The sequence below is a fragment of the Sphaerisporangium flaviroseum genome (assembly GCF_039537005.1).
GTDB lineage: Bacteria > Actinomycetota > Actinomycetes > Streptosporangiales > Streptosporangiaceae > Sphaerisporangium > Sphaerisporangium flaviroseum.
This window is the reverse complement of record NZ_BAAAZR010000020.1, coordinates 262028-278330: the sequence shown is the minus strand read 5'-3', so window position 1 is coordinate 278330 and position 16303 is coordinate 262028. Positions and strand designations below refer to the sequence as shown.

Sequence of the window (16303 nt, the reverse complement as noted above, 5' to 3'; positions counted from 1 at the left end):
CCTCCCCGGACTGGTAGCGCCGCTCTCCCCATGGGGCAGGCACCCCCTTTCCCGCTGCTCACCCTACGGAGCGGGCACCCGCCTTCTCCCGCTCGCTCCGCTCGGCGATGCGACGTTGCAGGGCCTCGTACCCCACCAGGTCGTCCGGCGCCGCGTCGGGCACGTCGGCGTCGAAGCGGGCAAGGGACCTGAAACGCAGCGACATGACGACCAGCACCGCCATGGCCAGCGCGAACAGGATGTACATCAACCCGATGCCGCGCCCCGGGCCCACACCGATCACGGCGCCCACGCTGTCCGCCAGCGGGCCGCCCTTGGCCAGGAGCGGGTCGAACAGCTTGCTCCCGTACGGCGCGACCAGGCCGAAGCCGATCGGCAGGGTCGACCAGGCGATGAGCGTGTTGAGCGCGAACACTCGGCCGTGGAACCGCTGGGGCACCTTGACCTGCACGATCGTGGTGTAGATGCCGTTGACCACGGTCAGCGAGAACGCCATGCCGAACGCGCCGGCCGCGATCGTCACCAGGCTCGGCTGGACGCCGGTGACCAGGCAGCAGGCCGACAGCCCCAGCGTGCAGAGCATCATGCCGTACAGTCGCCGCCGTCGCGGACCGCCCCACACCGTGAGGGCCAGCCCGCCGAGCAGTACGCCCAGACCGGAGGCGAACGCGACCCTGCCCGCGTCGGGCAGCGTGCCGAACGACAGCACCAGCGGTGAGATCAGCAGGAACAACGGTGACAGGAAGATGTTGAGCGCCGCGAAGAACAGCAGCATCGCCCTGATGGAGGAGTGGCCCCAGCTGTACCGGAAGCCGTTCGCGATCTCCGTCAGGACCGGTTCCTTGCGCTGCCAGGCCATGCTCGACGGGAATTTGGTGAACAGCAGGACGATGACGGCGAAGGCGTAGCTGACGACGTCGATGACCAGGATGCCGCCGAGGCCGATCGAGGCCATCAGGCCGACCGCGATCAGCGGGACGAGAAGCTGCGCCACGCCGCCGGCCATCTGCGCGACGCCGTTCGCATGGCCGAGATACCGCTTTGGCACGAGCTGGGGGATCGAGGAGCCGTACGCCAGCCGCTGGAACTGCAGTGATATCGACAGGCAGACGAGCAGCACGTAGATGTGCCAGGTCGCCAGGTTGCCGGTCCACAGCAGGATGCCGAGCATGAGCTGGGTCGAGCCCGCGGCGATGTCACCCGCGAGCATGACCCGGCGCCGGTTCGACCGGTCGACCACCGCCCCGGCGAGCGGGGCGACCAGCATGCCCGGCACCAGGCCCAGGACGGCGAAGAGCGCGAACCGTATGAGCGAGCCGGTCTGCAGGTAGATCCAGATCGGGATGGCGAACTCGGTCAGCGCCGAACCCGTCATCGACACGAGCTGGCCCAGGGCCACGGTGACGAACCGGGCCATGCTCGGCTTCGGGCCGGTGGCCGTCGCCGGCCGGTCGGCCCGCGAGACGTCGTGCAGCCACCAGTCGGCGTCCCGGCCCCCGCGTATGTCCCGGCCCAGGGACGTGGGCTCGTCCAGCGTGCGGTAGACGCCGGTGACGATCTCCGACACCTCCTTGGCCCGATATTTCAGGAAGAAGTGTCCGGCCTCGGCCAGGACCACGACCGCCGAGGTATCCGTGAGGAAGTGCCACTCGCGGAAGCGCTCCTGGTAGTAGTCCGTGGAAGGGTCGCGCTCGCCGGCGATGGTGACGATGGGGGCGCGGAGCCGGTCGACCCCGTCACTCATCAGGCGCGTGTAGTGCGCCTCGGCCTCCTCCGAGTCCTTGCGCATGTTGCGGATGATGTGCCTGGCCTGCTCGGGGTCCAGGTCGTTGATGTCCAGACCCCAGGAGACCAGCCAGTTGGTGTACTCCTGGTCCGAGCGGAGGAACTCCATCCGCGCGATCCTGGACAGCGCTCCCATCACGCGGTTCTCCGGGCGGGCGAACGGGAAGATCGCGCCGATGTGCACGACCTCCAGCTCGCGCCCGGCGGCCTCCAGCCGCCGCGCGATCTCCACGATCATCGCCGACCCGACGCCGCAGTGGCCGTACAGGGCCAGCGGCCCGTCCACCTTCTCCAGGATCTCGGCGACGCACCTCGCGGCGAGCTCGTCGAAGGGGAGCCGGTCCTCGTCGACGCCGAGGTCGTGGCCGGGGATGGCGACCGAGAACAGCCGGTACCCCTTCGGCAGGGCATCGGCCAGCGGCTGGTACACCACCGCGCTTCCCCCGCCGTAGGGCACGCAGACGTAGGACAGCACGCGCTGCTCGGCGGGCACCGGCCGCGTCAGCTCGTACAGCAGACCCCGCGGGCCCCGCTCGTCGGCCGGGGTGTCGACGAGCGCGGCGAGCTCGCGGATCGTGGGGTTCTGGAACAGATCCATGACCGAGACGCCCGCGCCGTGGTTCGCGCGCATCCCGGCGATCACCTGGGTGGCCAACAGCGAATGGCCACCCAGGTCGAAGAAGTCGTCGTCGACGCCGATGCGCTCGACGCCGAGCACGGTGCGCCAGACGGCGGCGATCGACTCCTGCGTCTCGGTCTCGGGCGGGACGAAGGCCGTGCTGTCCTCGCGGACGAGCGCCGGCGCCGGCAGGGCGCGCCGGTCCAGCTTCCCGTTGGGCGACAGCGGCAGCGCGTCCAGGGTCACCAGCGCGGACGGCACCATGTAGTCCGGCACCCGCAGCTTCAGCGCGGCGCGCACCTCGCTCGTCTCGGCCTCGCCGGCCAGGTAGCCGACGATCCGCTTGTCCCCTGGCCGGTCCTCGCGCACGATGACGGCGGCGTCGGTCACGCCCGGCTGCTCGCGCAGCACGGCCTCGATCTCGCCGAGCTCGATGCGCAGGCCTCGTACCTTGACCTGGGTGTCCAGGCGGCCGAGGAAGTCGATCGTGCCGTCCGGCCGCCAGCGCGCCAGGTCGCCCGTACGGTAGAGCCGCGCGCCCGGTGGCCCGAAGGGATCGGGGACGAACCGTTCCGCCGTCAGGGACGGCCTGCCGTGGTAGCCGTACGCCAGGCCCGCTCCGCCGATGTGCAACTCGCCGGGCACCCCGATCGGCACGGGCTCCAACCTGGAGTCGAGCACGTACAGGCGGATGTTCTGGATCGGCGCCCCGATGGGCACGCGGGCCTGCCCCGCCAGCGCCTCGGGCTCGCAGACCCACGCCGACACGTCGATGGCGGCCTCGGTCGGGCCGTAGAGGTTGTGCAACCCGGCCGGCAGCGCGCCCCGGCACCTGATCGCGAGGTCCGCGGAGAGCTCCTCGCCGCTGCAGATGATCCGCCGGAGCGACGTACAGGCCCCGGCCGTCTCGTCGGCGAGGAAGACCGCGAGCATCGAGGGCACGAAGTGCAGGGTGGTGACGCCTTCCGCGCGGATCAGCCCCGACAGGTAGGCGGCGTCCTTGTGGCCGCCCGGCTTGGCGAGCACGAGCCGGGCGCCGGCGAGCAGCGGCCAGAAGAACTCCCACACCGACACGTCGAAGCTCGCGGGCGTCTTCTGCAGGACGGTGTCGCCCTGGCCGAGCTCGAACCTCTTCTGCATCCAGTCGAGCCGGTTGACGATGCCCCGGTGGGAGTTGGGCACGCCCTTCGGCCGGCCCGTGGATCCCGAGGTGTAGATCATGTAGGCCACGTCGCGTGGATCGCCGGGAGCCACCGGCGCGCCGGTGGCGGACGGCCACTCGGCCGGTTCGTCCAGGGGCAGGAGCCGGGCCCGCCGGAGCTCTTCGGGGAGCGTGTCGCGCAGCCGCCGCTGCGTGAGGACGATCTCCGCGCCGGAGTCGGCCAGCATGAAGGCAAGCCGGTCCGCCGGGTACTCCGGATCCAGCGGAACGTACAGCGCGCCCGCCTTCAACACGCCGAGCAGCCCGGCGACCAGTTCGAGCGACCGTTCCGCGCAGACCGCCACCGGTGTCCCGGGCCCGGCGCCCAGCGACCGCAGCCGCCCGGCGATCCGGTCGGCCCACGCGCCTAGCTCGGCGTAGGTGAGGGAGGCGCCCTCGAAGGTGACGGCGGTGCGGTCGGGGGTCCGGGCGATCTGCTCCTCGATCAGCCCATGGAGGGTCGCCTCCTCCGGGAAGGGCGCGCCCGTCGCGTTGAACCCGCCGGTCACCCGCTCGCGCTCGGCCTCCCCGAGGATGCCGATCTCCGTGAGGGGCGCGTCGGGACGGGCGGTGACGCCCCTCAGCAGCATGGTCAGGTGCGTCGCCATCCGCTCGGCGGCGTCCGGCGAGAACAGGTCGGTGTTGTAGATCAGCAGCAGGCCCAGGCCGTCGGCGTCCTCGCTCGCGTACAGCTCCAGGTCGAACCGGGTGGAAATCGTCTCCACCGGGAACGCCGCCACCTCCAGCCTGTCCACCGGGCGGCCCCGGCTGCCGTAGTTCTGCATGGCGAAGATGGTCTGGAACAGCGGGGGCCGCGAGACGTCGCGGGTCACGTTCAGCTCCTGCACCAGCCGTTCGAACGGCAGGTCCTGGTGCGTGTACGCGTCCAGCGCGGACTCCCTGGTCCGCAGCAGCAGTTCCTTGAACGTGGGATCCCCGGACAGGTCTGCCCGCATGGTCAGCATGTTCACGAAGCAGCCGACCATGCCTTCCAGCTCCGGCCTCGGCCGCCCCGCGACGGGCGAGCCGACCGCGAAGTCGTCCTGGCCGGTGTACCGCCCCAGCAGCGCCTGCCACGCGGACAGCACGATCATGTAAGGCGTGACGCCGAGGTCGGAGGCCATCGCCCGCAGGGCGGACGCCTCCTCGGCGTCGAGCCGGAAACCGTGGGCCGATCCCGCGAAGGTCTGCCGGTGCGGCCGGGGGTGGTCGGTGAACAGGTCCAGGGGCGGGAGCCCGGCGAGCCGCTCGCTCCAGTAGGCGAGGTCGCGGTCCGCCGCTTGGTCCCGGCGCTGCCAGACCGCGAAGTCGCCGTAGTCGAGCGCCGGCCGCTCGGGCCGTGCTCGGTCAGCGGGCTCCGGTGCCTCAGGCGAGGGACGGCCGGCCTCGCGCAGGTCGTCGCGCGCGTACGTCTCGTAGCGGGTGAGGATCTCCGATGTCAGCAGGTCACAGGACCAGCCGTCGCAGGCGATGTGGTGCACGGCCAGCGCCAGCACATGATCCTCGGCGCCCAGCCGGATCAGCAGGGGCCGCAAGAGGGGGCCCGCCGCCAGGTCGAAGGGCTCGGCCGCCAGCCGCTCGACCAGGCTCCGGGCCGCGTCCTCCGAGTCCGCCTCCTCGTGCGCCAGCCGTACGCCGGAGGACTCCGCCACCACGGCCGCGGGACGGCCGTCGTCCCCGGCGGGAAAGCGGGTGCGCAGCGCCTCATGCCGGTCGGCCACGTGATGAACGGCCGCCTCGAGCGCCTCGGCGTCCATCGTGCCGCCCAGTCGCAGCGTGAGGACGATCGTGTACGCGGCTGTTCCCGGAACGAGCTGGTCCATGAACCACAGCCGCTCCTGGGCGTACGACAGCGGCGGGGCGGTACCGGCGGGGCGGGCGGGGATGAGGTCGGGGGCGGCCGCGGCCCCGGGACGGCGCCGCAGCCGCTGGGCCAGCAGCGCCTGCTTGGTGGCGCTCAACGGGAGGCCGGAGCCGGATGGCTCGGTCCGTAACCCTGGGGCGGGATCGGTCAGGGGCTCGCTCATGATCTCGTTTCTTCGGGACTGGAGAGGAGCCTGGTCTCCTCCGGTGGGGCAAGGGACCTCTCCTCGCCGGAGGGGGATGGGGTCGCCACCTCCGGGGTGCGGAGCGCTCCGTGCCGGGCGATGGTCTCGTCCAGCGCCCGTCCGAGGGCACCGGAGTGGCGGCTCGACGACGAGAGATCGCCGTCGCCGGATTCTGGTGACGTCGATGGTGCAGGCATGGCGAACCCGTCTTTCACGCGGTCCGGTCCTCATCAGCGGGAGGCGGCTCGGGTCAGCGGATATATCGCCTCGGCGGCACTGCACGAGGGAAACTCACATAACGTGGCACTGATCAATGAAGCGTACGCTATGAACGAGAAATAGGAATTGTCAATAGGTCGCGGAAGTGACCGTTATCCCGTTGGGCGTCCGCCTCTGGCGTCCACGGAAACCCCCTGGAAGGCGGGGTTTCCGCGTCCACACCCTTGACAGGGCGACGGAGGGGACAGCAATATGGGAGCGCTCCCAAGTAGGTGTCTTCACGAACCGAAAAAGCCGCGTAACGGGGTGTGAACGGCTGAGGTTGCCCGTGGCTCAAGTGGCCTGGCCATCGCGGAATTAATGCTCCACAGCAGCGGAAACAGTCGTTCTCTGGATTCATGCGCGCCGGCCAGGGGTGTCGTCGCCATTCGCACGCGCCCATTTCTCGGAGGTGCACAGTGCGTGCCGTGCAACCACGCCCAGCCCGCGGACGGGCCGCCGTGCAGACCGTTCCGGGCCTGCTGGCCGCCCGTGCCTCGGCCGATCCCGCCGGCGTCGCGCTCACCGTCCACGGAGTCGGCTCGCTGACCTTCGGGGAATGGTACCGCCGCTCGGACGACGCCGCGCGGGGCCTGCTCGAACGCGGGCTGCGCCCTGGCGACCGGGTCGGTCTGGTGTTCGGCGAGAGCGAGTGGATCGACTACGCGATCGCCTACTGCGCCGCGCAGAAGGCCGGCGGTGTCGCCGTGCCGCTGTCCGGGGGCCTGCCACCGGGAGAACTGGACCGGCTCCTGGCGCACAGCTCCGCCACCTGCGCCGTACACGGCGCCGGCAGAAGCGTGGCGGGTGAGGGGCTGTGGACGGTGACCTTGGCGGAACTGACGGCCCGCGACGGTGAAGGGACGGCGGCCCTTGGAGGGACGGCGGCCCTTGGAGGGGCAGCGGCTGTAAGTGAGCCGGTTGGCCTTGGAGGGACGGTGGGCTTAGGTGAGCCGGTGGGCCTTGGACGGGTGACGGTCGAAGGCGAGGTCGCGGGGGATGGCGGAGAGGTCGGGTCCCGTGCGTACACCGGCTGCGGCGTGCCGGTGCGGCCGGGCGACCCCGCCCAGATCCTGTACACCTCCGGCACGACGGGCGAGCCCAAAGGGGTCGTGGCGAGCCACGCGAACCTCACCTACGGCTGCTCCCCCGACGCCCGGCACCGCCCGCTCGCGCACTCCCGCCACTTCCTCCATGCCTTCCCGATCGGCACCAACGCGGCGCAGACGATGCTCATCAACTCGCTCGACGCCCGCCCCGGCGCGCTCACCCTGCCGCGCTTCACCCCCGCCCGCTTCGGCCGCCTGATCGAGTCCTACGGCGTCGGAACCGTGTTCCTCGTCCCGTCCATGGCGATCGAGCTGCTCAACGCGGGAGTCGCGGAGAAGCACGACCTGTCGAGTGTGCTGCTGCTCGGCTCGACCGCCGCGGCGCTGGCGCCGGCCGTCGCCACGGCGCTCACCAAGGCCTTTCCCCGGGCGACCATCGTGAACTACTACACCTCCACCGAGGCCGCACCCGCCCAGACGACCATGGTCTTCGACCCCGCACGGCCCGACTCGGTGGGCCGGCCCGCGTCCGGCGGCGCGCTCATGATCTCGGACGGCCTGCGCCCCGTGCCGCCGGGAACGGCCGGCGAGGTCTGGCTGCGGTCACCGGCCGCCCCGCGTGGCTACGACGGGGATCGCGACGCTCCCGGCCAGGTGTTCCGCGACGGGTGGGTACGCATGGGCGACATCGGCTATCTCGACGAGGACGGCTACCTGTACCTCCTCGACAGGGAGAGCGACATCGTCAAGTCCGGCGCGTTCAAGATCTCGACCCTGCGCATCGAGGCCGCCCTGCACGAGCATCCGGCCGTCGTGGACGCCGCCGTGTTCGGGATCCCGCATCCCGTCATGGGTTCGGCCGTCGCCGCCGGTGTCGTCTGCCGTTCCGAGACCTCGCCGGTCGAGCTGCGGGCCTTCCTGTCCGGCCGGCTGGCCGGCCACGAGCTGCCGACCCGATGGCTGATCCTCCCCTCTCTGCCCAAGAACGCCGCAGGGAAGGTGCTCAAGCGCGAACTGCGTACCATCCTCGCTACCCCGGAAGGCGACGATGCAGCGGACTCTCCTTGACATCCAGGAGGCGACATGACGGACGCGTACATGGAATCGGACGGCCTCGACGGCGCGGCACTGAGGCGGCGCGTCGCCGACATGGTGGCAGTGGCCTCGGACGGGGAGATCACCTCCGAGGAGGTGCTCCGGTCGACCGGCTCGTTCACCGCGCTCGGCGTGACCTCGCTGACCACCCTGCGGCTCCTGGACGCGATCGAGGAGGAGTTCGGCGTGGAGATCGACCTCGGCGGCGACGTCGACTTCCTCGACAACCTCGACGCACTGGTGAACGAGATCCTCGACGTGCTGTCCAGACGGCGGGTGGGCGGATGACGGTGGAGGTGAGGTTCGAGGGGGAACGGTCGGGGACCGCCCTGCTGGCGTGGGGCATGCGACCGATCTGGCTCGCGATGTGCCGCACCATGCCCGGCGACCACTACTCACCCTCACCCTGACGAGCCGCCGAGGTCGTTTCCTTTGCCGTTCGGCATGTGAATGGGGAGCCGGGCGGTCGTGCCCGGCTCCCCATCCGTGGCCGTGCCTAGCCCAGCCCGTTCCTCATCGCGGTGATCAGTTCACCGTTGGTGGTGTCCCCGCTGAGCTCCCAGAAGAAGGAGCCGCCGAGCCCCTGGTTCTTGGAGTAGCTCATCTTCCCCGAGATGGTGCTCGGGGTGTCGTAGCTCCACCACTGGTTGCCGCAGTGGGCGTACGCCGTGCCCGCCACCGTGCCCGTCGCGGGGCATCTGGTCTTCAGGACCTTGTAGTCCTCGTTGCCCTGCTCGTACGTCCCGGGCGCGGGCCCGCTGGCCGTACCGCCCGGAGCGCTCTGGGTGACCCCGGTCCACCCCCGGCCGTAGAAACCGATGCCGAGCAGCAACTTGCTGGCCGGGACGCCCTTGCTCTTCAGCTTCTGGATGGCGTTGTCGGAGTAGAAGCCCGGCGTCGGGATGCCGGTGTAGGAGTGCAGCGGGGAGTGCGGCGCGGTCGGACCGGTCGCCGCCCAGCTGCCGAAGTAGTCGTAGGTCATGACGTTGTACCAGTCGAGGTACTGCGCGGCGCCGCCGTAGTCGGCGGCGTCGATCTTCCCGCCCGAGGTCCCGTCGGCGGTGATCGCCGCGGTCACCAGGTTGCCCGATCCGAAGCGCGAGCGCAGCGCCGACATGAGGTTCTTGAACGCCGCCGGCCCACTGGTGTCACAGGTCAGACCACAGGCGTTCGGATACTCCCAGTCGATGTCGATGCCGTCGAACACGTCGGCCCAGCGCGGGTCCTCCACGAGGTTGTAGCAGGAGTTCGCGAACGCGGCCGGGTTGGCCGCGGCCTGCCCGAAGCCGCCGGACCAGGTCCATCCGCCGAAGGACCAGATCACCTTGAGACCCGGGTGCCTGGCCTTGAGCTTGCGCAACTGGTTGAAGTTGCCGCGCAGCGCGCCGGCGTCCCAGGTGTCGGCCACGCCGTCCACGCTCTCGGCCGCGGTGTACGCGCGGTCGTAGTCGGCGTAGCTGTCGCCGATCGCGCACTGGCCGTTGGTCACGTTGCCGAAGGCGTAGTTGATGTAGCCGAGCTTGGCGGCAGAGCCGCTCGTCTCGATGTTCTTGACGTGGTAGTTGCGCTGGTAGACGCCCCACTGGACGAAATACCCCAGCAGCTTGTTCCCGCCGCCCCCGCCGCCGCCGTTCTGCGTGGTGGCGCTGATCTGGTTGCTGTTGGCGGAGAGGTTGCCCGCTGCGTCGCGGGCGCGGACGGTGTAGGTGTACGCGGTGCTGGCCGACAGGCCGGTGTCGGTGTAGGTGGTGCCGGTGGCGGTGGTCACCAGTGTGCCGCCGCGGTAGACGTTGTAGCCGGTGACGCCGATGTTGTCGGTCGAGGCGTTCCAGGCGAGCGAGACGCTGGAGGAGGTGGTTCCGGTGGACCGGAGGTTGCCCGGCGTGCTGGGCGCGGTCGTGTCACCGCCACCGCCGGTCACCGGCCCCCACAGCGCCGGGACGTTCGGCGGTTCCCAGCCGGTCAGGGACGTGTGGCTCTGGATGCACCTGTAGTCGACGCCGTTGTAGGTGACCACGGTGCCTACGGTGTACGCCGTGTTCGGCGCCCACGCCGCCGCCAGGGCGACACGGCTCGAAGCGGCCACCGTGGCGGACGCACTCGGCCCGAACACAACCGCTGTACTGATCGGAAGAAGCAGCGCCACCGCTGCCACTAAGAGTCTGGTGAACTTGTGTCTCATGCGCTGCTCCCACGTCCATCGGGCGGATGCGAAAAGGGGGGTCGATTCTGGACGTATGTACGGAGCCGGCGGCCCACCGTGGGGGGTGGTGTGCCGGCCTGGTGCCGGGAAACCCGGAGGCGGTGGATCACAAGAGGAACGGCGGAGCCCGCGACATGTCGGCAACCTTCCTACCTCATGGTTACGACCTAACTTTTAGGAAGCTTTCCTTTTAATTAGCTTGGAACCTACCCGGCGACGCTTGCTCCGTCAACGTTTTCTGACCGCCGGAGTCGGACCGGGGTACGGCCGCCGCCATGGCGCGTGCGCTTCTCGCCCCGCGTGACGTCGAGTTGCGGGAGGTCGTCCGCTCCCGGGCGCGGCTCGTCGACGCGTTCGATGGATCACTTCATCCGTTGACGGCGTTCGGGGGGTGACTGGTTGTCTGTCGCAGGGGGTGGGGCGTTGAGGGGGCGCGGATTACGCTCGGGGGATGAGTGTGGAGATCAAGGGCTGGTCGCACGAGGATTACTGTTCGGCGATCGAGGTGGAGATGCGACGGTTCGTCCGGGTCGCGGGGGACGCCGATCCGGCTGCGGAGGTGCCCACCTGTCCGGGGTGGACCATGACCAAGCTGCTTAAGCACCTCGGGCTGACGCAGCGGTGGGCCGGGCACATCGTGGAGAACCGGCTCCAGGTGCCCATCCCCTTTCGGCAGGTGCCGGTGACCCTGCCGGACGATGACAAGGGTTATCCCCGCTGGCTGGGGGAGGGGGCCGTATCGCTGGTCGCCACCTTGAGGGCGGCGGGCGCCGACACCGCGGTGTGGTCATGGGGACCCGACCAGCGCTCGGGCTTCTGGGCCCGGCGAATGCTCCACGAGGGTACGGTCCATCGGGCCGACGCCGAGATCACCTGCGGGATCGAGCCGCGCATCGACACCAGGATCGCGATCGACGGCATCGACGAGTTGCTCGACAACCTTTCCGCCGCGCCGTGGATCAGCGATCGTTTGAAGGAGCTCTCAGGAAAGGGCGAGACCCTGCACTTCCACGCCACGGATGTGGGCACCGGCAGTGGTGAGTGGATGGTCACATTGCGGCCGGAAGGCTTCACCTGGGAACACGGTCACGGCAAGGGCAACGTCGCCGTGCGGGGCTCGGCCAGTGACCTCATACTTCTCCTCTACGGCCGCCTCAAGCCTTCGGACCAGCGTTTCGAGCTGTTCGGCGACGACGACCTGCTGGCACGCTGGCTAGGCGCCACCGCCTTGTAACCCCCGGCCAGTTGTGACTGCCGGCCAGCCGAGCTTTCAGGTGTTCGGTGATCGGCTCGTACTTAACTGGATTGGTGCTCGCATGTGAGAGCAGTGCTCTTGACTTGATGAATGAGTCTGGTGTTCACTGATCTCAGTTGAGAGCGCTGCTCTCTCGTGTGGAGGAGGGTGTCGTGGCGGCCAGGTTTCTGGAGACGGTGGGCGGGCGTGTCGCGTACGAGGTGACGGGTCCGGAGGATGGCCGGTTGGCGGTCATGGTCCATGGCATGGGGGACACCCGGGCGACGTTCCGCTTCCTGTCCCGGAAGCTGGCGGACGCGGGTTACCGGGTCGCCGCGATGGATGTTCGCGGCTACGGCGAGTCGAGCACCGGATGGCCGAGCTACGACATCACCCCCGTGGGTGAGGACGTGCTGGCGCTCATCCGCCACCTCGGTGGTCCTGCCATGGTGGTCGCCCATTCCATCGGCTGCGCCTCGGCGGTGTGGGCGGCGGCCGAGGCACCCGAGGAGATCACCGAGCTTGTGCTGATCGGCTCCTTCTCCGGGGATTCGCCGATCAAGGCATGGATGAAGCTCGCCTCCCGGGCGGTCGGGCGGAGCGCGTTCCTGTGGGGGATGTTCCTGCGCTCCTCCTACCCGACCGCCAAGCCCGCGGACTTCGACCGCTACCTGGGAGAGCTCAAGGCGAACCTGCGCGAGCCCGGACGGCTGGCGGCGCTCCGCGCGCAGATCGAGGTCTCGCTGGCCGGGGTCGCGTCACGCTACTCCGAGGTGAGGTGTCCAACCCTGGTGGTGATGGGGACCAAGGACGGAGACTTCGCCGATCCCACCGCGGAGGCTCACCTGATCGCCGGAAAGCTGACGCCCCCCGCGAAGGTCGTACTGATCGAGGGCGCCGGCCACTACGCCCACGCCGAACTGCCGGACACGACCGCCAAGGCGATCCTCGCGGCGCTGTGACATAGGCGGCTCGTGCGGCGCACTGGCGGTTTCGCCCACTGCTGTCTACAGGAAGCGGCCGGCTTCGCCCCATTGGCGGGCGTCGAAGGCCTGTTCGAGGACGATGTGGGGCTGGTCGGTCTTCACTTCCTCGACCATCTCGCTCGGCAGGACCGGGGCCGGAAGCTCGCCGTATCTCGCGAAACGCAGGAAGGCGTACTCCTCGTCGGTGAAATGCTCCGTCGACGCGCTGTCCTCGGCCATCGGCGACCTCCTTAGCCCAGACCCATTCTCTCCAGCCACTCACCACCCCGCAATGCCGCGATACGCCTGAACTCCTCGAACCGGTCACATCGCTCCAGGGGAGCGGATGACCTGCCGCCAGTCAGGGCCGAGGGCCTTGACGTACGCCGCCCGCTCATGGGCGAGCTCGGCCCAGCTTTCCGGCTTCTCGGCCACCGCCAGGCAGTCGCTGTCGTGCAGGCCCCACACCTCGGCCTCCACCCAGCACAACCGCTTGTACTTGTGCGGGGACACGACCTGGGAGCCGAAATCCCATCCGACCGCCGACACCGGCTTTCCGGAGAACTGCTTGGCGGCCCGCTCGACGTACACCCGGCTGGTCACCGTCTCGGGATGCAGGAAGGAGAGGTCGAATCCATTTCGCCCGAGCCCGAACGCGGCCAGACCGTAGAGGAACGTCGAGCGGATCCCTCTTCCTGCGCAGAACGCGGCGATCTTCTCGGCTCCGCCCAGCGCCCCGGCGTACGACAGGACGTACAGCCGTTTCAGCGGGTGTTTCTCCAGGTAACGGCCGACGGCGGCGACGATCGTCGCCCCGGACGCCACGGTGTCGCCGACCAGCAGCGTCTCCGCGGGCGCCTCGATCTTCGCGTACGAGACCTCGACGCGGGCGGACTCGGCGGACACGGCCACGCGCGAGGTCGCGATCAGGTTCAGCGGGAGGTTGTGCCCGCTCTGCCGCACCACGGCGTCGCCGAGCTGGTACACCAGCCCCTTGCTCAGGATCATCAGCTCGGCCGTCTCGTCCGGGTGGTACTCGTCCTTCAGGTGCCCGATGAAGTGACGGCTCGACTCAAGACATGCGCGCCGGAATTCCACTCCGACGAGGTTCCGATCGAAGAGCATGCGTTCGAGGGCGCTGTTACGCACCACGTACAACCGGGAGTCGGCCGGTCCCGCCTCGACGAGCTCCGCGGTGCTGTCCTCCACATCGAGGATCACCTCATCCTCCTATTCGGTCATCCGGGAGTTCGATCGAGCTGTCTCAACGCCTCGAGCATGGGGATGTCGGCTCCGAGGACGTTGTCGCGGTATTCGTCGATCGCTCTGCCGAGCCAGCTCGGCACGCAGGCCATCGCGGGCAGGGCTCCGGCGTCCACGATGCGCGCCAGCGCCTCTCCCGCGGCGAGGAAGTCGTCGACGATGGCCGCCGAGAGCGCGGCGACGTGCGGATGGACGTAGTCGTCCACCGTGACCCCGCGATAGTGGAGCATGTCGGCGCGGTACTTGGAGTTCGGCGGCGCCACGACGATGACGGGCGTGCCGAAGTTGCCGGCGGCGGCCATCTCGACACCGATGCCGAGGCCGCGCCGCTCTCTCGCGTCGACGATGACCGCTGTCGCGACCATGACCTGGTACATGTCTCGACCAAACTGCCCGAGGGTGTTGTTCGGGTCGGTGATGGGGTCGTCCGGGTTGAGGAAGACGACCTCGTGGGGCGCGGCTCCCTTCGTGACCTCCATCCTCTCGGTGTCGGACCAGGTGAGCTTCCCGCCATCGGAAGCGCCTTTCGCGATCGACCCGGAGCAGTACACCGACAGTTTCATTGGTGTTCCCTCGCCCTGTTCGTTCTGCCCGCGACGGGTCTCGCGCGGGATACAGGGAACGGTCAGCCGAGCAGCCGCGCCAGATGGTCCGCCACGACCGCCGCGTTGGACAGCGCATCCCCACAGGTGACCGCGGGACCGAAGTGACGTGACCTACTGGCGCCGATGATCGCGAACCTGAACGCGTTCGCCGAGCCGCTCCCATACAGCATCGACGTAATCATGCCGAACTCAGGGCTGGATCTCAGAAGAACGAGCTCCTTCCAGCTTGCCCCACAGTGGACGAAATGATCGACTCGCAGCCAGCGAAGCGCGAGGTCGAGGCGGCGGGACGACAGGACCCGCCCCTTCATGTCCTCCATCGACTCGTCAAGCTTGCACGAGAGCGGTCCGATGGGGAGGTCGGTGAGGATCGCGCTGTCCAGGTCGTGTACGTAGCAGCGCAGGTAGGCGGCGGACAGGAACTGGGCCAGCAGGCTGTCGGCGTCGCCGGGCACCGGCCCGGGCAGCGTCTTCTCGACGAAGCGCTTGACGAACGCCTGCCCTTCCAGCCGTTCGGGAGCCTTGGCCATGATGCCGGCCACGCGCCCGTACGGCCGGCGCCACGCTCGCGCCACCGAGTGGACGACGCCCGACAGATCACCTTCCGGGGCCAGCGCCTTTCCCCAGAGATCGGCGATGCCGACCGCCGTCGGTTTACCGAAGCGCGGGTACCACGCGAGATCGGAGAAGGTGTGGAACCGTTGCGACGTCGAATAGGGATTATTCTCGTCCCGCCGATACTCCCGGACTTTTATCTCCCGGTACGCCGTCAACTCCGGGGTGGGCGACGTATGGCGTACGAGACCCTCGTGGATCAACGGTTCTATACGGTCGAGGAAAATGCCGAACCACGGCAGCTCGAAAATGTAGGACGAGGGGAAAATCAGATAGGCGTCGGTCAGGAGTACCGCCAGGCGCGTCGCTCTGAGCGCCTGCGCCATGATCTGGTCCGTGTCGCCTCGGGTGACGTCCTTTCCGTAGCAGGCCAGGATCTCCGGATTGACGTACTGCATGAACAGGGACCGCTCGCGCCGGTAGACATGCCCGCCGTCCGGATTCGGCGGCAGGGCGGGCGGCTTCTCCCTCGGGACGTTCACGTAGAGGTCCCGTGCGGCCGAGAACGCGTCCCGCCGCGCCAGGATCCGCTGGCTCGGCTCTTCGCCGCGCGCCGGACCGCGCTGGTCGGGCTCTTCCCTGCGCGCCACGGTCCGCCGGTCCGGGTCTCTTCCGGCCAGGTCGCCCGGGTCGGGCTCTTCCCTGCGCGCCAGAGCCCGTCCGACCGGCTCTTCCCGTCGCTTCGGATGCCGGTCCGGTTGTTCCTGAGGTCCCTGCTCAGGCTTCATCGTCGTCCAGGCGCCGGGGGCCTTCGTCATCGTCCACGCGCGAGAGGCCTTCGCCCTCCACTCCCAGGAAGACGCGCTGGTCGCGTCCGGCGGTGTAGGCGTCCCGCCCGGCGGTGACCTGCTGTACCACGGTGGAGGAGTCCTGGGTGGCGAGCTGTCGTACGTCGTGGACGAAGTCGTGCAGCTCCGAGGCGGCCTCGCCGTGCTGGGCCAGGAAGGCCGCCAGGAATGACGACCAGCGCTGCCGCTCCTCGTCCATCGCCGGTTCCAGCGAACCGGAAGGCGATCGCAGGCGCTGCTCGGTCAGGTCGAGCTCGCGTTCCAGGTCGGCTTCGTCGATTTCGCCATGGCGGCTGAAGATCGTGGAGAAGCGTGCCTTGACCGCTTCCCAGCTGTCTCTGGTCATGGCCTGGATCAGGGCGGTTCCCGCGGCGGCGGCGAGGCTGACCAGGGCGGGGTCCATCGCGAAACTCCCTCGGCTGCGATGCGTTCCCCACTGGACGGCTTATTGTCAGGCTAGTATGCCGCGCGCGGTGATGCTTTTCCAGGCCCTGCCGAATCAGGTTCGTAGCCGTTTCGTGGCCCGCCATGATTCGCTGAACCATGGGGGTTAAGGGACAGCCGTTAACCAATCA

General features: G+C 69.2%; 12 protein-coding genes. 5 read left to right on the top strand and 7 right to left on the bottom strand.

The features are described from left to right. Window positions 1-58: 58 nt before the first annotated feature. On the bottom strand, window positions 59-5632 hold the full coding sequence (locus ABD810_RS26725) for a non-ribosomal peptide synthetase/MFS transporter (RefSeq protein WP_344946102.1): 5574 nt from the start codon (window positions 5630-5632) through the stop codon (window positions 59-61). A gap of 740 nt (window positions 5633-6372) precedes the next feature. On the opposite strand from ABD810_RS26725, the gene ABD810_RS26720 reads away from it, so the two are divergent. Genes ABD810_RS26720 through ABD810_RS26710 form a run of 3 tightly spaced genes read left to right on the top strand, consistent with a single transcriptional unit; the run spans window position 6373 to window position 8465 of the window. Then, a complete protein-coding gene (locus tag ABD810_RS26720) occupies window positions 6373-8028 on the top strand; it encodes a class I adenylate-forming enzyme family protein (protein ID WP_344946099.1) in 1656 nt (551 codons plus the stop codon). Between the two features lie 15 nt (window positions 8029-8043). Further along, a complete protein-coding gene (locus tag ABD810_RS26715) occupies window positions 8044-8343 on the top strand; it encodes a phosphopantetheine-binding protein (RefSeq protein WP_344946096.1) in 300 nt (99 codons plus the stop codon). Next, complete coding sequence (locus ABD810_RS26710) at window positions 8340-8465, top strand: hypothetical protein (protein WP_344946093.1); 126 nt, start codon at window positions 8340-8342, stop codon at window positions 8463-8465. Before ABD810_RS26715 ends, ABD810_RS26710 begins: the two co-directional genes overlap by 4 nt. Before the next feature lie 86 nt (window positions 8466-8551). On the opposite strand, the gene ABD810_RS26705 is transcribed toward ABD810_RS26710, so the two are convergent. After that, window positions 8552-10237: a glycosyl hydrolase family 18 protein gene (locus ABD810_RS26705; RefSeq protein ID WP_344946091.1), complete on the bottom strand. Its 1686-nt coding sequence runs from the start codon at window positions 10235-10237 to the stop codon at window positions 8552-8554. Window positions 10238-10709: 472 nt separating this feature from the next. On the opposite strand from ABD810_RS26705, the gene ABD810_RS26700 reads away from it, so the two are divergent. Then, the gene (locus tag ABD810_RS26700) at window positions 10710-11492 is read left to right on the top strand and encodes a maleylpyruvate isomerase family mycothiol-dependent enzyme (protein WP_344946088.1); all 783 of its coding nucleotides are present in this window, start codon (window positions 10710-10712) and stop codon (window positions 11490-11492) included. A 173-nt stretch (window positions 11493-11665) separates the two neighbouring features. Further along, window positions 11666-12454, top strand: a complete 789-nt coding sequence (locus ABD810_RS26695; protein ID WP_344946085.1) for an alpha/beta fold hydrolase — start codon at window positions 11666-11668, stop codon at window positions 12452-12454. Window positions 12455-12499: 45 nt separating this feature from the next. On the opposite strand, the gene ABD810_RS26690 is transcribed toward ABD810_RS26695, so the two are convergent. The 5 genes from ABD810_RS26690 to ABD810_RS26670 all read right to left on the bottom strand — a co-directional run bounded on the left by ABD810_RS26690 (window position 12500) and on the right by ABD810_RS26670 (window position 16131). Further along, window positions 12500-12697: a hypothetical protein gene (locus ABD810_RS26690; protein ID WP_344946083.1), complete on the bottom strand. Its 198-nt coding sequence runs from the start codon at window positions 12695-12697 to the stop codon at window positions 12500-12502. 84 nt (window positions 12698-12781) lie between these two features. After that, complete coding sequence (locus ABD810_RS26685) at window positions 12782-13678, bottom strand: hypothetical protein (RefSeq protein WP_344946080.1); 897 nt, start codon at window positions 13676-13678, stop codon at window positions 12782-12784. Between the two features lie 17 nt (window positions 13679-13695). Then, complete coding sequence (locus ABD810_RS26680) at window positions 13696-14283, bottom strand: hypothetical protein (protein WP_344946077.1); 588 nt, start codon at window positions 14281-14283, stop codon at window positions 13696-13698. A 62-nt stretch (window positions 14284-14345) separates the two neighbouring features. Continuing rightward, a complete protein-coding gene (locus ABD810_RS26675) occupies window positions 14346-15668 on the bottom strand; it encodes a hypothetical protein (protein WP_344946074.1) in 1323 nt (440 codons plus the stop codon). After that, a complete protein-coding gene (locus tag ABD810_RS26670; RefSeq protein WP_344946071.1) occupies window positions 15658-16131 on the bottom strand; it encodes a hypothetical protein in 474 nt (157 codons plus the stop codon). The genes ABD810_RS26675 and ABD810_RS26670 overlap by 11 nt, the downstream gene beginning before the upstream one ends. Between the last annotated feature and the right edge of the window lie 172 nt (window positions 16132-16303).